Genomic DNA, 18515 nt, shown 5'->3' on the forward strand with positions numbered 1-18515 from the left:
CAGAAGATACGACGCCAGACCAACGCCCTCCCAGCCGAAGAACAGCTGGATCAGGTTGTCGGCGGTAATCAGCATCAGCATCGCAAAGGTGAACAGGCTGAGATACGCCATGAAGCGCGGCTTGTCCGGGTCATGCGACATATAGCCGATGGAATAGATGTGAACCATCGAGGACACGCCGGTCACAACGATCAGCATCACACAGGTCAGCGTATCAATACGCAGCGACCAGGACGCATCGAAGCTGCCCGAGGAAATCCAGGTAAACAGTTCAATCACAACCGGGTTGCCACCAAGGGCAACATCGACAAAGGCAAAGATCGAAATCACAAACGCAATCACGACACCGGCAACGGTAATCAGCTGTGCCACGCGATCGGCCGAGGACACACCATGATGGTGATGGCCGTGGCTGTCATGCGGGGCATCTTTTGCTGCCGACATGCCGCCGACCAGCGTGATGACGCCTGCAAGGATTGCCGCGATCAGGGGCAGGAATACAATCAACGGATACATATCTGCCTTACCCCTTCATCATGTTGATGTCTTCAACCGCGATGGTGCCGCGGTTACGGAAATAGACGACCAGGATCGCCAGACCAATTGCCGCTTCAGCCGCAGCAACCGTCAGAACGAAGATGGTAAAGACCTGTCCGACGAGGTCGCCGAGGAACGACGAGAACGCGACCAGATTGATGTTGACCGCCAGCAGCATCAGCTCGATCGACATCATGATGATGATGACGTTCTTGCGGTTCATGAAGATGCCGAAGATCCCGAGTGTGAAAAGGATCGCCGCGACGGTCAGATAATGTGCAAGACCGATTTCCATCAGATCCCCCTTCCGACCGGAACTTTTTTGACTTCAAGCGTATCAGCGCGGGTACGCTTGACCTGCTCGGAGATTTTCTGACGACGGACACCTTGACGGTGACGCAGTGTCAGGACAATTGCGCCAATCATCGCAACAAGCAGAACCAGACCAGCCGCCTGGAAGATGTATGCGTAATCGGTGTAGATCAGTTGACCGAGTGCTTCGACGTTGGTCAGCCCCGCCGGTGTCGGCTGCGCGAGAACCGCGACTGCCTCATCGGTTAGGGTCCAGCCAGCGCCAACCAGTGCCAGTTCGACGAACAGAACGACCGCGATCAGAATGCCGATCGGCAGGTAGTTCAGGAAGCCCTGACGCATCTCGACAAAGTTAATGTCGAGCATCATGACGACGAACAAGAACAGGACTGCAACCGCGCCGACATAGACGACGACGAGCAGCATGGCGAGAAACTCGGCACCCAGCAGGACGAAAAGTCCGGCTGCGTTAAAGAATGTCAAGATCAGCAACAGTACCGAATGCACCGGGTTGCGAACGGTCACAACCGCGGTCGCGGACAAAACCGCGACGGTAGCAAACAGGTAAAAAGCCAAAGCCTGTACGACCATAAGGTACCCCCTTGGCGAACCGTTGCTGCCCCTTTGGCTGGCAACGGCCCATGAACTCTCTTTCTAACGATCAGACGCGACACTTACCGATAAGGTGCGTCTGCCTCCAATCGTGCAGCAAGCTCGGCTTCCCAACGCTCGCCGTTTGCCAGGAGTTTGTCCTTGTCATAGAACAGCTCCTCGCGGTTTTCGGTTGCGAACTCGAAGTTCGGACCTTCGACGATGGCATCCACCGGGCAGGCTTCTTCGCAGAAGCCACAGTAAATGCATTTCGTCATATCAATGTCGTAACGCGTGGTACGACGCGAACCATCGTCGCGCGGCTCGACCTCAATGGTGATGGCCTGTGCCGGGCAAATGGCTTCGCAAAGTTTACAGGCGATGCAACGCTCTTCCCCGTTCGGGTAACGGCGCAGTGCGTGTTCGCCACGGAAACGCGGGCTCAGCGGGCCTTTTTCGTACGGGTAGTTGATCGTCACCTTGGGCTTGAACATGTATTTCAAGGTGAGCGCCATTCCCGAAACGAGTTCCGCGAGCAGGAAGCTCCGGGCCGTCCGATCTATAAATGACATCGTTTACCTCTCTCTTTCCGATGCGCGGCGATCAGGCCGGGACCTTGTCAAAAACAACGAGGAACGTGGCAACCAGCATGACCCATGCGAAAGACAGCGGCAGGAAGATTTTCCAGCCCAGACGCATCAGTTGGTCATAACGGTAACGCGGGAAGGTTGCACGGACCCACAGGAAGATGAACAGAACGAAGCAGATCTTGATGATGAACCAGATTGCGCCCGGGATGAATTCGAGGAACGGCAACGGCGCGCTCCAACCACCCAGGAACAGAATGGCGCACAGGCCACTCATCAGGATCATGTTCGCGTATTCACCAAGGAAGAACAGCGCAAAGGTCATTGCCGAATAATCGACGTTATAACCCGAGACCAGTTCGGCTTCCGCTTCGGGAAGGTCAAACGGTGCGCGGTTGGTTTCTGCCAGGATGGATACGATGAAGACGATGAACATCGGGAAGTGGTAAACGAAGTTCCATTCCCAGATACCACCGACCTGTCCGCGGACAATGTCGCTGAGGTTCAGCGAGCCGGTCGTCAGCAGGACCGAGATGATGATCAGGCCAATCGAAATCTCATACGAAACCATCTGGGCGCCGGAACGCAGCGCGCCAAGGAAGGCGTATTTGGAGTTCGATGCCCAACCGGCCATCACGATACCGTACACACCCAGCGAAGAAATCGCGAAGATGTAAAGAATACCGACATTCAGATCGGCCAGAACCATGCCTTCGTCGAACGGGATAACCGCCCAGGCGATGATTGCCAGAATAAAGGTCAGCATCGGAGCGATAATGAACACGCCCTTGTTCGCGCTGCTCGGAATGATTGTTTCTTTCAGAAACAGCTTCAAACCATCGGCAAGCGGCTGCAGAAGGCCAAACGGCCCCACAACGTTCGGGCCCTTACGGAGCTGAATAGCACCGATAACCTTACGCTCGGCGTAGGTCAGATAGGCGACAGCACCCAACAGCGGCAGGACAATCGCCAGAATTTTGGCGACGATCCAGACGAGCGGTTCAATATATCCGTCCCAAAGAAGTTCCATCGGTCAAACCGTATCTTTTGCGTTTCGTCCCAAAATTGGGACACCCCCTTGCGGGATGAGCGACGATCAGATCGTCGCTCCCCTTACTCAGGCAACCTTCTCGGCAGCCGCATCCTTGACAAAGGCCTCAGTACATTTGGCCATCGTCACCGATGCACGGCTGATCGGGTCGGTCATATAGAAATTGCGAACAGGCGAAGTGAAGCCGTCGGACTTCATGTCGCCTGCCTTGCCGAAATCGGTCCATTCCGCCTTGGTCGGAACGTTCAGCGACGCGAAGGTCGGGCTGAGTTCCACCATGCGTTCACGAACAGCATCGATATTGTTGTATGGCAGGGTCAGATCGAGCGCACCGGAAAGTGCACGGACAATCGCCCAGTCCTCACGCGCGTCACCAACCGGGAAGATCGCACGCCAGCCCTGCTGGGCGCGGCCTTCGGTGTTGACATACGTGCCGTTCTTTTCGGTGTAGGCTGCACCCGGCAGGATCACGTCCGCGGCCTGTGCACCGGCATCGCCCATCGCACCCTGGTAAATGACAAATGCCTTTTCCAGTTTGCTCATGTCGACTTCGTCGGCACCGAGAAGATAGACAACTTCGATATCGCCTTTGGCAGCGCCATCGAGAATGTCGTTGGTTGCAAGACCGCCCTCACCCGGCACGAAGCCAAGATCAAGACCGCCAACACGCGATGCTGCGGTGTGCAGAACGTTGAAACCGTTCCATTCACCAGCAACCATGCCGTATTTGTCGGCAATTGCGCGGGTCGCTGCGAGAACAGCATCGCCGTCTTCACGGTTCAGCGCGCCCATGCCAACGATGATCATCGGCTTTTCAGCAGCTTTGAGAACCTTAGCGAAGTCGTTCTTGCCATCCAGGATTTCCTGAAGGGTGTCCGGACCGGCACCAAGATAATCGTTCTTGTAGGTCGGATCCCACTTTTCGCCAATGATGCCGACTTTGAAATCACCGGCCGTCGAACGCCAGCGCTTGCGCAGGCGGGAATTGATGATCGGTGCTTCGGCACGGACATTGGCACCAACGATCAGGCAGGCATCTGCCTCGTCAATGCCGGCAATGGTGCTGTTGAAGATATAGGAAGCACGCGGGCCACCAATCTTCGATCCGTCCTGACGGCAATCAAGGTTCGCCGAACCCAGTTTACCCATCAGGTCTTTCAGCGCCGTCATCGATTCACAATCGACCGTGTCACCAGCAAGTGCGGCAATCTTTTTGCCATCAAGCCCGGAAACCTTCGCCTTGATCGCAGCGAATGCTTCGTCCCAGCTTGCCGGCTGGAGTTTGCCATCCTTGCGAACATACGGACGGTCAAGACGCTGACGCTTCAGGCCGTCAATGGCGTAACGGGTTTTGTCCGAAATCCATTCTTCGTTGATGTCTTCGTTGGTGCGCGGCAGAACGCGCAGGACTTCGCCGGTACGGGCATCGATACGAATGTTCGAGCCAACGGCGTCCATGACATCAACGCTATCGGTTTTCTTGAGCTCCCACGGACGCGCGGTGAACGCGTACGGCTTGGAAGTCAGTGCCCCGACCGGGCAAAGGTCAACAAGGTTGCCCGACAGTTCGGAGTTGATCGACGCTTCGATATACGGTCCGACCTCGGTGTCCTCGCCACGGTAAACAGCACCCATGGTGCCGACACCGGCGACTTCCTCGGAGAAGCGAACGCAGCGCGTGCAGTGAATGCAACGGGTCATGATCGTTTTGACGATCGGGCCCAGTTCCTTGTCCTTCACGGCACGTTTTTTCTCGGCGTAACGTGAAGAGTCAAAACCATAGGCCATGGCCTGGTCCTGCAGGTCACATTCACCACCCTGGTCACAAATCGGGCAATCCAGCGGATGGTTGATCAGCAGGAATTCCATCACGCCATTGCGTGCTTTCTTGACCAGATCGGAATCGGTTTTGATCACCATTCCATCTGCCGCAGGCATGGCGCAGGATGCGACCGGTTTCGGCGCACGTTCCATTTCCACCAGACACATACGGCAGTTGCCAGCGATTGACAGGCGTTCGTGATAGCAGAAACGCGGGATTTCCTTACCGGCCTCTTCACAGGCCTGAAGGACTGTCGCCCCGGCTTCTACTTCAACTTCAATACCGTCAACTGTTAGTTTCGGCATGTCTCAATCCCTCTCAACAGGCCTCTCTCAGGCCGCGATCCGTGCGCGATATTCCTTGATCCGACGTTCCATTTCGGGACGGAAGTGACGGATAAGGCCCTGAATCGGCCATGCAGCAGCATCGCCAAGCGCACAAATGGTGTGGCCTTCGACCTGTTTGGTCACATCCCACAACAGATCAATCTCATCGAGCGTGGCTTCGCCGCGAACCATGCGCGCCATCATGCGCATCATCCAGCCGGTACCTTCACGGCACGGCGTGCACTGACCACAGCTTTCATGCTTGTAGAATTCCGACAGACGCGCGATCGCGTAGACAATGTCGGTCGACTTGTCCATGACGATCACAGCCGCCGTACCAAGACCCGAGCCCACTTCACGCAGACCATCGAAGTCCATCAGCACGTCGTCGCAGACGTCTTTTGGCATCAGCGGAACCGATGAACCGCCCGGGATAACCGCAAGAAGGTTGTCCCAGCCGCCACGAACGCCGCCGCAATGCTTTTCGATCAGTTCCTTGAGCGGAATGCTCATGGCTTCTTCGACGGTGCACGGCTTTTCAACGTGGCCGGAAATGGCAAACAGCTTGGTGCCGTGGTTGTTTTCACGACCGAAGCTCGAGAACCACGAACCGCCACGACGCAGAATGGTCGGAACGGCCGCAATCGATTCAACGTTGTTCACCGTGGTCGGGCAACCATACAGACCGGCGTTCGCAGGGAACGGCGGCTTGAGGCGCGGCTGACCTTTTTTACCTTCGATACTTTCGATCAGGGCGGTTTCTTCGCCGCAGATGTAAGCACCAGCACCGAGATGCAGGTAAAGGTCAAAGTCCCAACCCGAACCACAGGCGTTTTTACCGATCAGACCGGCATCATATGCCTCGTCGATCGCCCGCTGCAGGTTGGATGCCTCGTGATAGAACTCACCACGGATATAGATATAGGCCGCATGCGCATTCATCGCGAAGCTGGCCAGAAGGCAACCTTCGACCAGGGTGTGCGGGTCATTGCGCATGATTTCGCGGTCTTTACAGGTACCCGGTTCGCCTTCGTCGGCGTTGACAACCAGGTAGCTCGGACGACCGTCAGATTCCTTGGGCATAAAGGACCATTTCAGGCCAGTCGGGAAGCCAGCGCCCCCACGACCACGCATACCGGATGCTTTCATCTCGTCGATGATCCAGTCGCGGCCTTTTTCGATCAATGCCTTGGTACCATCCCAGTTGCCACGGGACTGCGCGCCTTTAAGGCCGAAATCCTGGAAACCATACAGGTTGGTAAAGATACGATCCTTATCCTGCAGCATATCAGGCGTCCCCTTCGCTTGCATCAGCGTCCTGCGGGGCTGCACCGCAGCCACAGAATGCCTTCAGAACCTTCGGACCATCGATTGGCTCACACCCTTTGCGGCCGCTCTGCGGGCCGGTTTTCGGCTTCTCGCCCTTTTTGAGGGCATCGAGGATGGCCTTGGTGCTTTCCGCAGTCAGGTCTTCGTAATAATCGTCGTTAATTTGCATCATCGGGGCGTTAACACACGCGCCAAGGCACTCAACTTCGATCATGGTGAACTGACCGTCTTCGGTGGTTTCGCCAACGCCGATGCCGAGTTCCTTTTTGCAGGTATCGACAACGTCGGCAGAACCGCGAAGCCAGCACGGGGTCGTGGTGCAGACCTGGATGAAGTTCTTACCCACCGGGGCAAGGTTATACATCGTATAGAAGGTCGCGACCTCATAGACGCGAATGGCCGGCATTTCGAGCATGTCGGCAATGTAATCCATTGCGACGGTCGGAACCCAGTTACCTTCGGTCTGACGCTGTGCCAGATCAAGCAGCGGCATGACCGCGCTCTGCTGGCGGCCTTCCGGATACTTGGCGATGATCTTCTTTGCCTTTTCCTGATTTTCAGGCGTGAATGCAAAGCTGGTCGGTTGAAGCTCTTTGGGAGCTGGTCTTCTCAAATGGCTCATCGGTCAATCTCACCGAACACGATATCTAGCGACCCGATATTGGCAACGACGTCGGCCAACATGTGACCTTTGGACATAAAGTCGAGGCCTTGGAGGTGCGGGAACCCCGGGGCGCGGATTTTGCAGCGATACGGACGGTTCGAGCCATCCGAAACAAGATACACACCAAACTCGCCCTTGGGTGCCTCGACCGCGGCATAGCATTCGCCGGCCGGTACGTGGAAACCTTCAGTGAAGAGTTTGAAGTGGTGAATAAGGGCTTCCATCGAACGCTTCATCTGAGCGCGCGACGGCGGTGCCACTTTATTGTTTTCAACAATAACAGGACCATCCGGCATATTTTTGATGGCCTGCTTGATGATTTTCAGCGACTGCCACATCTCTTCAAAGCGGACAAGGAAGCGGTCATAGCAATCGCCGTTCTTGCCGACAGGAATGTCGAAGTCGAAATCTTCATACGAGTCATAAGGCTGCGATTTACGCAGATCCCATGCCATGCCCGATGCACGAATGTTCGGACCGGTGAAGCCCCAATCAAGGGCCTCTTCGGCGCTGACGATCCCGATATCAACCGTACGCTGTTTGAAAATACGGTTGCCGGTCAGAACGCGGTCGAAGTCCTTCATGAAGACTTCGTACTGATCTGCCCAGGCATCGATGTCATCGAGCAAACCGGCCGGAAGATCGGCAGCAACGCCGCCCGGACGGAAATAGTTGGCGTGAAGACGGGCGCCACAGGCGCGCTCATAGAATTCCATGAGCTTTTCACGTTCTTCGAAGCCCCACAGAAGCGGCGTCATCGCACCAACGTCCAGTGCGAACGCGGTCAGGTTCAGAATGTGGTTCAGAATACGACCGATTTCCGCATAGAGAACGCGGATATACTGCGCACGCTTGGGCACTTCGACGCCCATCAGCTTTTCGATGGCCAGGCAATATGCATGTTCCTGGTTCATCGGTGCGACATAGTCGAGACGGTCGAAATACGGGGTCGCCTGAATATAGCTCTTATATTCGATCAGCTTTTCCGTACCACGGTGCAGAAGACCAATATGCGGGTCGGAACGTTCGACGACTTCGCCGTCCATTTCCAGAACCAAACGCAGAACGCCGTGCGCCGCAGGGTGCTGCGGGCCGAAGTTCATGGTCATGTTTTTGATTTTTTGTTCGGACATCAGGCGTTGCCCTCCGCCTTTTCATCACCCGGAAGAACATGCTGGATGCCTTCCCACGGGCTTTCGAAATCGAAATTACGGAAATCCTGAACCAGTTTGACCGGCTCGTAGACAACACGCTTCTGTTCATCGTCATAACGCACTTCGACATACCCGGTCAGCGGGAAGTCTTTACGCAGCGGATGACCTTCGAAACCGTAATCGGTCAGAATACGGCGGGGATCCGGATGATCGGCGAAGAAGATACCGTACATGTCCCACGCTTCGCGCTCGAACCAGTCGGCGGCGCTGAAAAGCGAGACACAGCTTGGTACCGGGGTGTCTTCGTCGGTGCGGACCTTCACACGAATGCGCAGGTTATGCTTCAGAGACAGCAGGTGATAGACGACGTCGAAACGTTCGGTACGTTCCGGATAGTCGGCACCACAAACATCAATCAGCTGCTTGAACAAGCAGCCGGTATCATCCCGAAGGAAGGTCAGAACTTTAAGGATATCATCGCGCTTGGCGACGATGGTCAACTCGCCGTAACGAATCTCGCTTTCGAGGATTTCGTTGGCCAGCTGGGACGCCACCAGATCTTTCAGATCTTTCAAAGCAGCGCTGTTATCGCTGAGCAGTTCGCTCATGCAAGCCCCCTATTACGGATCAGCGTGTCAGGACACCGGTACGGCGGATTTTCTTTTGCAACTGCATCACGCCGTAAATCAGCGCTTCTGCTGTCGGCGGGCAACCCGGAACGTATACGTCCACCGGGACAACGCGATCACAACCGCGAACCACCGAATAAGAATAGTGATAGTAACCGCCGCCATTGGCGCACGAGCCCATCGAAATAACCCAGCGCGGCTCTGCCATCTGGTCATAGACCTTACGCAGTGCCGGGGCCATTTTGTTGGTCAGGGTACCAGCAACGATCATCACGTCCGACTGACGCGGGCTTGGGCGGAAGACCAGACCATAACGGTCAAGGTCGTAACGCGACGCAGCGGAATGCATCATCTCAACAGCACAGCAGGCCAGACCGAAAGTCATCGGCCACAGGGAACCGGTGCTTGCCCAGCTTGCAAGTTTATCGAGATTGGCAAGGACAAAGCCCTTGTCGTTCATCTCGTCAAACACGCCCTTAAGCAGTGCATCCTGATCCGAACCGGGTGCCAGGGGTGCGCCTGAGTTGGTGCTCACTCCCATTCCAAAGCTCCCTTCTTCCATTCGTAGATAAAGCCGACCGTCAAAACAGCCAGGAAGATCACCATCGATACAAAGCCGAACGTCCCGATGTCACCGAGGGTAACAGCCCACGGGAACAGGAAGGCGACTTCGAGGTCGAAAATAATGAACAAGATTGCGACCAGATAGAACCGGACGTCGAACTTGATGCGCGCGTCTTCGAACGGCGCAAACCCGCATTCGTAAGCGGACAGTTTCTCAACATCCGGTGCCTGCTTGGCAAGAACCAGCGACGCGATGACGATTACCGCCGAAAGACCGACGGCGATCCCGATGAACACCAGGATCGGAAGATATTCCGAAAGAAGCTCTTGCATCTCTCTGACCTCTCAAGAACAGGCCTTTTGACCCGACCAGGTCCCCACCTGGCCCATTACGGCGCACCATAACGTATGCACCGCACAAGTTCCAGTCCTCAAGCGCGTTTAACACGCTCAAAGAACGGAAACTTTCTAAATCTTTCTACCGTTTACTATCGTCCGATATCGGGCTGGACGTCGAGATGATCAAGACCCAATCGTGCGAAGCAGCATTAGCAACACATGAAAAGGCGATCGCGGAAAAGACAATTCGCCCTACAAAAGACAACAGATGATGGATCATGGCGCGAGCGACGAGACTTGAACTCGCGGCCTCCGGCGTGACAGGCCGGCGCTCTAACCAACTGAGCTACGCCCGCTAAATGACCATCAATCGGCGCGCCTTTGTTAGACCACACCCCAAACCAAGTCAAGCAGCTAGCAACGTTTTCAACCCATTCGACAATTGCGTTTCCACACATCACCCGCTGCGGGGCAATTTCACCCCGGATTTGTACAGCATTAATCAATTCTGTACATTTAGGGGGCTTTATACCTATGGGGCTTTGCAAAGGGGTGTCGGCTTTTATAGAATTGTTGACAAATAACCCCTATCTTACGGTGCGATAGAGGCAGGTTCGGGAGTCAGGTTCCAACCCCGAACAGAGTCATTACGACGGAGAAGACCACCCGTGGGGCGCGTTAAAGAAGAATACAGATCACTGGCCGGACCTGAAAAGGCAGCGATTCTCATGCTTGCTCTTGGGGAAGAGCACGCAACCAAGATGTTCAGCATGATGGATGATGAGGAAATCAAAGAGATTTCCCAAACCATGTCGAGCCTGGGCACGATCAATTCTAATATCGTTGAGCGCCTTTTTGTCGAATTCGCTGACCAGCTTTCTTCAACCGGGTCTCTGGTGGGTTCGTTTGATACCACAGAACGTCTGCTTTCCAAGGTTCTGCCTGAAGATCGTGTCAACGGCATCATGGAAGAGATCCGCGGTCCTGCGGGTCGTACCATGTGGGACAAGCTGAACAACGTGAACGAAGCGGTTCTGGCGAACTACCTTAAAAACGAATATCCGCAGACTGTGGGCGTGGTTCTGTCCAAACTCAAACCCGCACATTCTGCGTCGGTCCTGTCGCTTTTGCCGGAAAACTTCTCGATGGAAGTCATCATGCGTATGTTGCGCATGGAAGCGGTTCAGAAAGAAGTTCTTGATAACATTGAAAAGACGCTGCGCACCGAGTTCATGTCGAACCTTGCGCGCGGTTCGCGTGGCGATAACCACGAACTGATGGCGGATATCTTCAACAGCCTGGACCGCCAAAGTCAGGACCGTTTCCTTACTGCGCTTGAAGAACGCAACCGTGACTCGGCCGAGAAGATCAAGGCCCTCATGTTCACCTTCGAAGACCTTGCGCGCCTCGACAACAACGGCGTTCAGACGCTGCTGCGTCAGGTCGAAAAGGACAAGCTTGCCCTGGCACTGAAAGGCTCGACCGATCAGATGCGCGACCTGTTCTTCAAGAACATGTCCGAACGTGCCGGCAAGATGATGAAGGAAGATATGGATGCGCTTGGCCCGGTCCGTCTGTCGGATGTGGAAGAGTCGCAAATGATGATCGTCCAGCTGGCAAAGGAACTGGCCGCACAGGGCCAGATCGTTATTTCCGAAGGCAGCGGCGAAGACGAAATGGTCTTCTAGACCCGACACCAAGATCGCAGAAACACCAAAGGGACAGCCACGGCTGTCCCTTTTTTTCGTTCTGGAAGCGCGATCCAGCAGCACATAGCCGCCCAGCAGCGGCGAAGCACCCTGCTGCCCTAGCCCAAAATGACGTTAGGCGTCGGATCGGTGATTGACTGGATTTCCCAGCGCAGACGGTTCTGACCGCTGACCTCGCGGAACTCGGCAGCATTGTGGCTGCGTACACCGGCGGTCGTGCGCACCTCGATCTTGCCGGTCATCTGATAGCCAAGGGCGGTCAGACGGTCCTGATACTGATCGGGGACAAAGCCGCCCCGAATTTCGACGGTGTTTCGCTCTGAATGGAAGAACATTTCCAGTATGCGCGATTGCCGGCGGACAAAGACAAAGCTTTTCTCGCGCATGATGTTGCCGCGCTTTTCATAAACAAGGTTAAACACACCCCGTCCGCTATAGGTCAGCTGCCTGACCGCCGAATCGCGCTTGAGATCGGCCAGAACAGCCGCGACCTTTTCCTTCTCGCCTTCAGCATCAAGGCTTTTGTCGAGCAGACCCTGCGTGATGTTTGGCTGGACCAGCAGACCACGGTAGCTCAGCCGATAATCGCCGTTACGCTCCATGGAAAGGTCGATGGTGAACGCCTCAGGCAGATAGCAGCTGGCAAGCATCAGCGGCAGGCAGAGGACGATCAGAACTTGACGGATGCCACTCCAAACCCGATGCGACAACCGCTCTGGCGTCGCCGCATGGCAAACACGCTTACGATTGATGGGATGCTGGGCCGGAGTGCTGTTCATCTTGAAGGTTCCGATTCTCTTGATCATGGGATCAACAGTGCCCGTCTGTCGGGCAAGCGTCAACTTTTACAGATGCTTATCGCCCTGCCCGCCCACTATCCGTGCAAAGCCACGTGACGCTTTGTCATGACACATTAAAGGGTCGATATAACAACGGATAAGTATCAGTACGCTTAGCCGCCTTGGGAAGCCATTCTGCGCTTGATAGGGATACTGAGAAAGGCTGGAAGCGGAAATGAAAAAAGGCAGCCTTTAGGGCTGCCTTTATCATGGTGGGTGATGAGAGATTCGAACTCCCGACCCTCTCGGTGTAAACGAGATGCTCTAACCAGCTGAGCTAATCACCCTTTTGCAAACCGCGCTGTTCTGCGGAAGCGGGCGGAACTTACCATGGATTTCCCAAAAAGCAATGCCCACTTTGCATAAAAATGTAACTTCTATTTCAAGGCGGATTATCGTCGGTGACTGGTCAACCAAACCCCGCCATTTTGGCCCGATTTCGCGCCATTTTGCGGTCCTCTACCCCACGCGCGCTCTGTTGCCGGAGCAATCAACAATCGGGCTAGTGATTCGCGTGGACCGAAAAACAAAAAAGGCAGCCTTTAGGGCTGCCTTTTTGATGGTGGGTGATGAGAGATTCGAACTCCCGACCCTCTCGGTGTAAACGAGATGCTCTAACCAGCTGAGCTAATCACCCTTTGCTTTTGGAACCACGGCTCCGAAGCGGAGCGGAACATAGCATGGATTTTCCAAAAAGCAATGCCGGTGACACAGGTCACCGGCATTTATTTCAAAGAACTTCGTCAAACTTAGTTGACGGCGTCCTTCAGGCCTTTACCAGCCTTGAACTTCGGCTGTTTCGATGCCGGAATGTCGATTTCTTCACCGGTGCGCGGGTTGCGACCTTTTGAAGCAGCGCGAGCAGCGACAGCGAAGGTACCGAAACCAACCAGACGAACTTCGTCGCCGGATTTCAGAGAATCGGTGATGGAATCGAAAACAGCGTCAACCGCTTTAGCAGCGTCAGCTTTGGACAGATCAGCTTTAGCAGCTACACTTCCAACGAGATCGTTTTTATTCACTTCCTGGCCCCCTTGTTTGGACGTTCGGAGTTATGAGGAAATTTGGTTTGCCCCAAACCTGTTGCATGCGCAGTGTAAGCAGGTCGCAAACATCTCGTCAATGCGAGAGACGCAGTTTTCTGCGGTTTTTGACGTTTTTTTCNNTTTTTTGCGCTTTACACCAATCNCGACATGNNCCTNCGCCGATTCTTGGGCAAAGTTATCCACAGAAAAAGGGGAACGACGTGGTCGTTCCCCTTGTTTTCTGCCGGTTATGACGATCTTTAGTGAGTCGTCACACCGCCGATATCCGATTCTTCGCCGTCCTTGGATTTGACGGCAACATCATCAACCTCTTCTTCCCATTCGATCGGGACGAGCGGATTGACCAATGCGTGGCTCAGAACTTCGTCAACATGGGACACCGGAATGATTTCCATGCCGCGTTTGACGTTGTCAGGAATCTCTTCGAGATCCTTTTCGTTCTCCTGCGGGATCAGGACAGTTTTCACCCCGCCGCGCAGAGCAGCCAGAAGCTTTTCTTTCAAACCACCAATCGCAAGCACACGGCCACGCAGGGTGACTTCACCCGTCATCGCGACGTCCTTGCGCACCGGATTGCCCGTCAGAACCGAAACAACCGAGGTCACCATACCCACACCGGCCGACGGGCCGTCTTTGGGCGTTGCCCCTTCGGGCACGTGAACGTGGATGTCGCGTTTCTGGAACAGGGTCGGCTTGATCCCGAAATCAACTGCACGCGAACGAACAAACGAGGTCGCCGCCTGAATGGATTCCGTCATGACTTCACCGAGTTTACCGGTGGTTTTCATGTTGCCCTTACCCGGAACAGTGACAGCTTCGATCTGAAGCAGATCGCCACCAAACTCGGTATAGGCAAGACCGGTCACGACACCGACCTGATCTTCACCCTCGGTCTCGCCGAAGCGGAACTTACGGATGCCGGCATATTTGCCAAGGGTGCGCGGGGTCACACGAACCGTTTTCAGGTTTTCAAGCATGATACGCTTGGTCGCCTTACGGGCCAGTTTGGCCAGTTCACGTTCGAGGCTACGCACACCGGCTTCGCGGGTGTAATAACGGATCAGATCACGAAGTGCTTCGTCCGAAATGCTCCATTCCCCTTTCTTCAGGCCATTATCCTTAACCTGCTTGGGAATGAGGTGACGTTTGGCGATCTCGACTTTCTCGTCTTCGGTGTAACCGGAAATCCGGATGACTTCCATACGGTCAAGCAGCGGCTGCTGCATGCGAAGCGAGTTGGCCGTGGTCACGAACATCACATCCGAAAGATCGTAATCGACTTCGAGATAGTGGTCGTTAAAGGTCGCGTTCTGTTCTGGATCCAATACCTCAAGCAGGGCCGAGGCGGGATCACCACGGAAGTCCGAACCCATCTTTTCGATCTCGTCGAGAAGGAACAGCGGGTTGGAATATTTCGCCTTTTTCATGCCCTGGACAATCTTGCCCGGCATGGACCCGATATAGGTCCGGCGATGACCGCGGATTTCAGATTCATCGCGCACGCCACCAAGCGACATGCGCACGAAGCTGCGGCCGGTCGCATTGGCCATGGATTTACCAAGCGAGGTCTTACCAACACCGGGAGGACCAACGAGGCAAAGGATCGGGCCCTTGACCTTTTTGGTACGCGCCTGAACAGCTAAATATTCGAGGATGCGTTCCTTGACCTTTTCCAGACCGTAATGCTCTTTATCAAGAACCTTCTTGGCCTTTTTCAGGTCATGGGAAACACGTGAACGCTTGTTCCACGGAATGGACACCATCCAGTCAAGATAGTTGCGCACCACGGTGGCTTCTGCCGACATCGGGCTCATATTGCGCAGTTTCTTGAGTTCTGCCTGTGCTTTTTCCTTGGCTTCCTTGGGCATTTTGGCCTTGTTCAGCTTCTCTTCGATTTCAGAAGCTTCATCCTTGCCATCTTCGCCCTCGCCCAGTTCCTTCTGAATGGCTTTAAGCTGCTCATTCAGATAGTACTCGCGCTGGGTTTTCTCCATCTGGCGTTTGACGCGGTTGCGGATTTTCTTTTCAACCTGCAACACGCCAATTTCGGATTCCATAAAGCCGAAAATACGTTCCAGACGATCGCCAACAAGCTTGGTTTCCAAAAGCTCCTGCTTTTCGGAAATCTTGAGCGACAGGTGGGACGCCACCGTGTCAGCAAGCTTGGCCGGTTCTTCGATCTGATTGACCGAAACCAGAACTTCAGGCGGAATTTTCTTGTTCAGCTTGATGTACTGTTCGAACTGGGTGACGACAGAACGGGCCAGCGCTTCGAGTTCGCTGTCATCCTCGTCACTGTCTTCACGCACCGAACCATAGGCCTGGAAGAATTCCGGGTTATCAACATAGCCGGTGATTTCGGCCCGTTTCCCGCCTTCAACCAATACCTTGACGGTTCCGTCCGGCAGCTTGAGAAGCTGCAAGACAGTTGCGACAGTACCAATTTCATAGAGATCTTCGACAGCCGGATCATCAAGACCGGCGTCTTTCTGGGTGACAAGCAGGATCTGCTTGTCTTCACGCATCACATCTTCGAGTGCACGCACCGATTTTTCACGTCCGACAAAAAGCGGAACAATCATGTGCGGGAACACGACAATGTCACGCAACGGCAGCACCGGGTATATTTCGCCACGCGCCAATTCGACCATTATGTTCTATTCCCTACTCTGAGCCGTAACGCTGCTGTGCGGTCCTTTCATAGGCCCCGCAGGCAACGCGAACATGTTTTAGATAATCGTTAGATAATCTGAATTTCCCGCACCGCAATAGATGCCGGTGCGGGAATTAAGTTCAGGCAGTGTTTTCAACACCTTCGCGACGTTCTGCATGGATCAGCAACGGCTTTGCCTTTCCTTGAACGACGTCGGCATTGATCACGATTTCCTCGACGCTTTCCATGGTCGGCAGATCGAACATGGTTTCAAGCAGGATGCCTTCCATGATCGAGCGCAAACCACGCGCACCGGTCTTGCGTTCAATTGCCTTGTCAGCAATCGCCTTGAGCGCATCCGGCTGGAAGGTGAGTTTCACATCTTCCATATCGAACAGGCGCTGATACTGCTTGATCAGTGCGTTTTTCGGCTCGGTCAGAATCTGAACCAGAGCGTCATTGTCGAGGTCTTCAAGCGTTGCCAGAACCGGCAGACGACCGATGAATTCCGGGATCAGACCGAATTTCAGAAGGTCTTCCGGCTCAACTTCACGCAGGACATCACCGGCACGGCGTTCATCAGGGCCGCGTACATCGGCACCAAAGCCGATTGCGCTGCCTTTGCCACGCTGCGAGATCACCTTGTCCAGGCCAGCGAACGCGCCGCCGACGATGAACAGGATGTTGGTGGTGTCGACCTGCAGGAATTCCTGTTGCGGATGTTTCCGGCCACCCTGCGGCGGAACGGAAGCAACAGTGCCTTCCATGATCTTGAGCAATGCCTGCTGCACGCCCTCGCCCGAGACATCACGCGTGATGGACGGGTTGTCGGACTTGCGCGAAATCTTGTCGACTTCGTCGATATAGACGATGCCGCGCTGGGCACGCTCGACATTGTAGTCAGCAGCCTGCAGCAGCTTGAGAATGATGTTTTCGACATCCTCACCAACATAACCGGCTTCGGTCAGGGTGGTGGCATCTGCCATGGTGAACGGCACATCAAGAATGCGAGCCAGGGTCTGGGCCAGAAGCGTTTTACCGCAACCGGTCGGACCGACAAGCATGATGTTCGATTTCGCCAGTTCGATGTCTTCATTCTTGCTGGCGTGATGCAGGCGTTTGTAATGGTTGTGAACCGCTACAGAGAGAACTTTCTTCGCATGGCCCTGACCGATGACATAGTCATCAAGGACCTTGCAAATCTCTTGCGGAGAAGGCACCCCGTCTGCCGATTTGACGAGATGTGTTTTGTGCTCTTCGCGGATGATGTCCATGCAAAGCTCTACGCATTCATCACAGATGAACACGGTTGGACCGGCGATGAGCTTGCGAACCTCGTGCTGGCTCTTTCCACAGAAAGAACAGTACAGAGTGTTCTTGGAGTCCCCGCTATTCGATTTGCTCATACAAACCCCAATTACGTTTGACGTTATCTTTTATCGCCATGTTAGCCGGTAAACGATACCGATCTCAACGTTTAATCTGCGCTTTTCGGCTTTATGGCTTCAAGTTTGATATGGGTTCGCCACCACAGTTGCGAAACCCCTTGCATTAATCACCTAAACGTTCCGGCGGCCTGCAAGTTCCGAACATCAACGCCAAAGCCAGCGCATACACTTGTCTATGACTTAAAACTGCCATGAGGCAAGACATAAAAAAACGCCCCGGCAGATCACCGGGGCGTTTTCACCAATCACACTTGGGTGATCAGTCTTTCTTTTCATCACTTTCCGACTTCGGACGCGAGGTAACGACCTCATCGATCAGACCGAATTCCTTGGCCTGATCCGGGGTGAGGAAGTTGTCACGCTCCATTGCGTCTTCGATGGTCTTGAGATCACGGCCGGTATGTTCGACATAGATCTCGTTAAGACGCTGACGCAGAGCCAGAATTTCACGGGCGTGAATTTCGATGTCCGATGCCTGACCCTGGAAGCCGCCAGACGGCTGGTGGATCATGACACGCGCATTCGGCAGGCAGTAACGCTTGCCCTTTGCACCGGCCATCAGAAGCAGCGAGCCCATGGATGCCGCCTGCCCCATGCACACCGTGGAAACATCACAACGGATGTACTGCATGGTGTCATAGATGGCGAGCCCAGAGGTCACAACACCGCCCGGTGAGTTGATGTAAAGCGAAATGTCCTTATCCGGATTTTCCGATTCGAGGTGCAGCAGCTGAGCACAGATCAGTGACGACATGCCGTCATGAACCTGACCGTTGATGAAAACGATGCGCTCTTTGAGCAGCCGCGAAAAGATGTCATAGGCACGCTCGCCACGGCTGGTCTGTTCAACGACCATCGGCACAAGCGAATTCATCCGTTCTTCAATCATCAACTGCAATCTCCCTGCATGATCCT

Annotated in this window: 17 protein-coding genes, 3 tRNA genes and 1 pseudogene; 1 reads left to right on the forward strand and 20 read right to left on the reverse strand. The window is 54.5% G+C overall.

All coding sequences use genetic code 11. The features are described 5' to 3' along the window. From CMO10_RS06945 to CMO10_RS07005, 13 genes and pseudogenes are all read right to left on the reverse strand, one after another. Positions 1-516, reverse strand: a pseudogene (locus CMO10_RS06945) (NADH-quinone oxidoreductase subunit L); the annotation flags it as partial. 7 nt (positions 517-523) lie between these two features. Continuing rightward, positions 524-832, reverse strand: a complete 309-nt coding sequence (gene nuoK / locus CMO10_RS06950; RefSeq protein WP_007089416.1) for an NADH-quinone oxidoreductase subunit NuoK — start codon at positions 830-832, stop codon at positions 524-526. Further along, on the reverse strand, positions 832-1440 hold the full coding sequence (locus tag CMO10_RS06955; RefSeq protein WP_297020085.1) for an NADH-quinone oxidoreductase subunit J: 609 nt from the start codon (positions 1438-1440) through the stop codon (positions 832-834). The genes nuoK and CMO10_RS06955 overlap by 1 nt, the downstream gene beginning before the upstream one ends. Before the next feature lie 83 nt (positions 1441-1523). Then, entirely contained in the window at positions 1524-2012 is a 489-nt protein-coding gene (nuoI, locus tag CMO10_RS06960) for an NADH-quinone oxidoreductase subunit NuoI (RefSeq protein WP_044826786.1), read from the reverse strand. Positions 2013-2043: 31 nt separating this feature from the next. Then, positions 2044-3057 (reverse strand): NADH-quinone oxidoreductase subunit NuoH, encoded by a 1014-nt coding sequence (nuoH, locus tag CMO10_RS06965; protein ID WP_008891224.1) that lies wholly within the window; start codon positions 3055-3057, stop codon positions 2044-2046. An 87-nt stretch (positions 3058-3144) separates the two neighbouring features. Continuing rightward, on the reverse strand, positions 3145-5205 hold the full coding sequence (nuoG, locus tag CMO10_RS06970; protein WP_297020089.1) for an NADH-quinone oxidoreductase subunit NuoG: 2061 nt from the start codon (positions 5203-5205) through the stop codon (positions 3145-3147). Positions 5206-5232: 27 nt separating this feature from the next. Beyond that, a complete protein-coding gene (nuoF, locus tag CMO10_RS06975; protein WP_044826898.1) occupies positions 5233-6513 on the reverse strand; it encodes an NADH-quinone oxidoreductase subunit NuoF in 1281 nt (426 codons plus the stop codon). Position 6514: 1 nt separating this feature from the next. Then, on the reverse strand, positions 6515-7177 hold the full coding sequence (gene nuoE, locus CMO10_RS06980) for an NADH-quinone oxidoreductase subunit NuoE (protein WP_044826788.1): 663 nt from the start codon (positions 7175-7177) through the stop codon (positions 6515-6517). Continuing rightward, the gene (locus CMO10_RS06985) at positions 7174-8352 is read right to left on the reverse strand and encodes an NADH-quinone oxidoreductase subunit D (RefSeq protein ID WP_297020094.1); all 1179 of its coding nucleotides are present in this window, start codon (positions 8350-8352) and stop codon (positions 7174-7176) included. Before CMO10_RS06985 ends, nuoE begins: the two co-directional genes overlap by 4 nt. Further along, the gene (locus CMO10_RS06990) at positions 8352-8981 is read right to left on the reverse strand and encodes an NADH-quinone oxidoreductase subunit C (RefSeq protein ID WP_044826790.1); all 630 of its coding nucleotides are present in this window, start codon (positions 8979-8981) and stop codon (positions 8352-8354) included. Before CMO10_RS06990 ends, CMO10_RS06985 begins: the two co-directional genes overlap by 1 nt. 19 nt (positions 8982-9000) lie before the next feature. Continuing rightward, entirely contained in the window at positions 9001-9543 is a 543-nt protein-coding gene (locus tag CMO10_RS06995) for a NuoB/complex I 20 kDa subunit family protein (RefSeq protein WP_062954553.1), read from the reverse strand. After that, positions 9534-9899 carry an NADH-quinone oxidoreductase subunit A gene (locus CMO10_RS07000; RefSeq protein ID WP_008891231.1) on the reverse strand — a complete coding sequence of 122 codons (366 nt, stop codon included), beginning with the start codon at positions 9897-9899 and terminating at the stop codon, positions 9534-9536. The genes CMO10_RS06995 and CMO10_RS07000 overlap by 10 nt, the downstream gene beginning before the upstream one ends. A 285-nt stretch (positions 9900-10184) precedes the next feature. Next, a tRNA-Asp gene (locus CMO10_RS07005) sits at positions 10185-10261 on the reverse strand. A gap of 312 nt (positions 10262-10573) precedes the next feature. Between CMO10_RS07005 and fliG the strand changes: the two genes are divergently transcribed. Then, positions 10574-11593, forward strand: coding sequence for a flagellar motor switch protein FliG (fliG, locus tag CMO10_RS07010; RefSeq protein ID WP_044826792.1), 1020 nt, complete (start codon positions 10574-10576; stop codon positions 11591-11593). A 119-nt stretch (positions 11594-11712) separates the two neighbouring features. Here fliG and CMO10_RS07015 read toward each other — a convergent pair whose 3' ends face one another. The 7 genes from CMO10_RS07015 to clpP all read right to left on the reverse strand — a co-directional run bounded on the left by CMO10_RS07015 (position 11713) and on the right by clpP (position 18489). After that, the gene (locus CMO10_RS07015) at positions 11713-12393 is read right to left on the reverse strand and encodes a hypothetical protein (protein WP_297020099.1); all 681 of its coding nucleotides are present in this window, start codon (positions 12391-12393) and stop codon (positions 11713-11715) included. Between the two features lie 270 nt (positions 12394-12663). Then, positions 12664-12740: transfer RNA gene (locus CMO10_RS07020), tRNA-Val, on the reverse strand. Between the two features lie 273 nt (positions 12741-13013). Next, a tRNA-Val gene (locus CMO10_RS07025) sits at positions 13014-13090 on the reverse strand. Positions 13091-13202: 112 nt separating this feature from the next. Further along, positions 13203-13475: an HU family DNA-binding protein gene (locus tag CMO10_RS07030; protein WP_008891813.1), complete on the reverse strand. Its 273-nt coding sequence runs from the start codon at positions 13473-13475 to the stop codon at positions 13203-13205. Positions 13476-13738: 263 nt separating this feature from the next. After that, positions 13739-16150: an endopeptidase La gene (gene lon / locus CMO10_RS07035; RefSeq protein WP_044826794.1), complete on the reverse strand. Its 2412-nt coding sequence runs from the start codon at positions 16148-16150 to the stop codon at positions 13739-13741. A 142-nt stretch (positions 16151-16292) separates the two neighbouring features. After that, a complete protein-coding gene (gene clpX, locus CMO10_RS07040) occupies positions 16293-17558 on the reverse strand; it encodes an ATP-dependent Clp protease ATP-binding subunit ClpX (protein WP_044826795.1) in 1266 nt (421 codons plus the stop codon). 301 nt (positions 17559-17859) lie between these two features. Next, positions 17860-18489, reverse strand: a complete 630-nt coding sequence (gene clpP, locus CMO10_RS07045; RefSeq protein ID WP_297020105.1) for an ATP-dependent Clp endopeptidase proteolytic subunit ClpP — start codon at positions 18487-18489, stop codon at positions 17860-17862. Positions 18490-18515: the final 26 nt, after the last annotated feature.

This window comes from Thalassospira sp. (assembly GCF_002709775.1).
Classification (GTDB): domain Bacteria; phylum Pseudomonadota; class Alphaproteobacteria; order Rhodospirillales; family Thalassospiraceae; genus Thalassospira.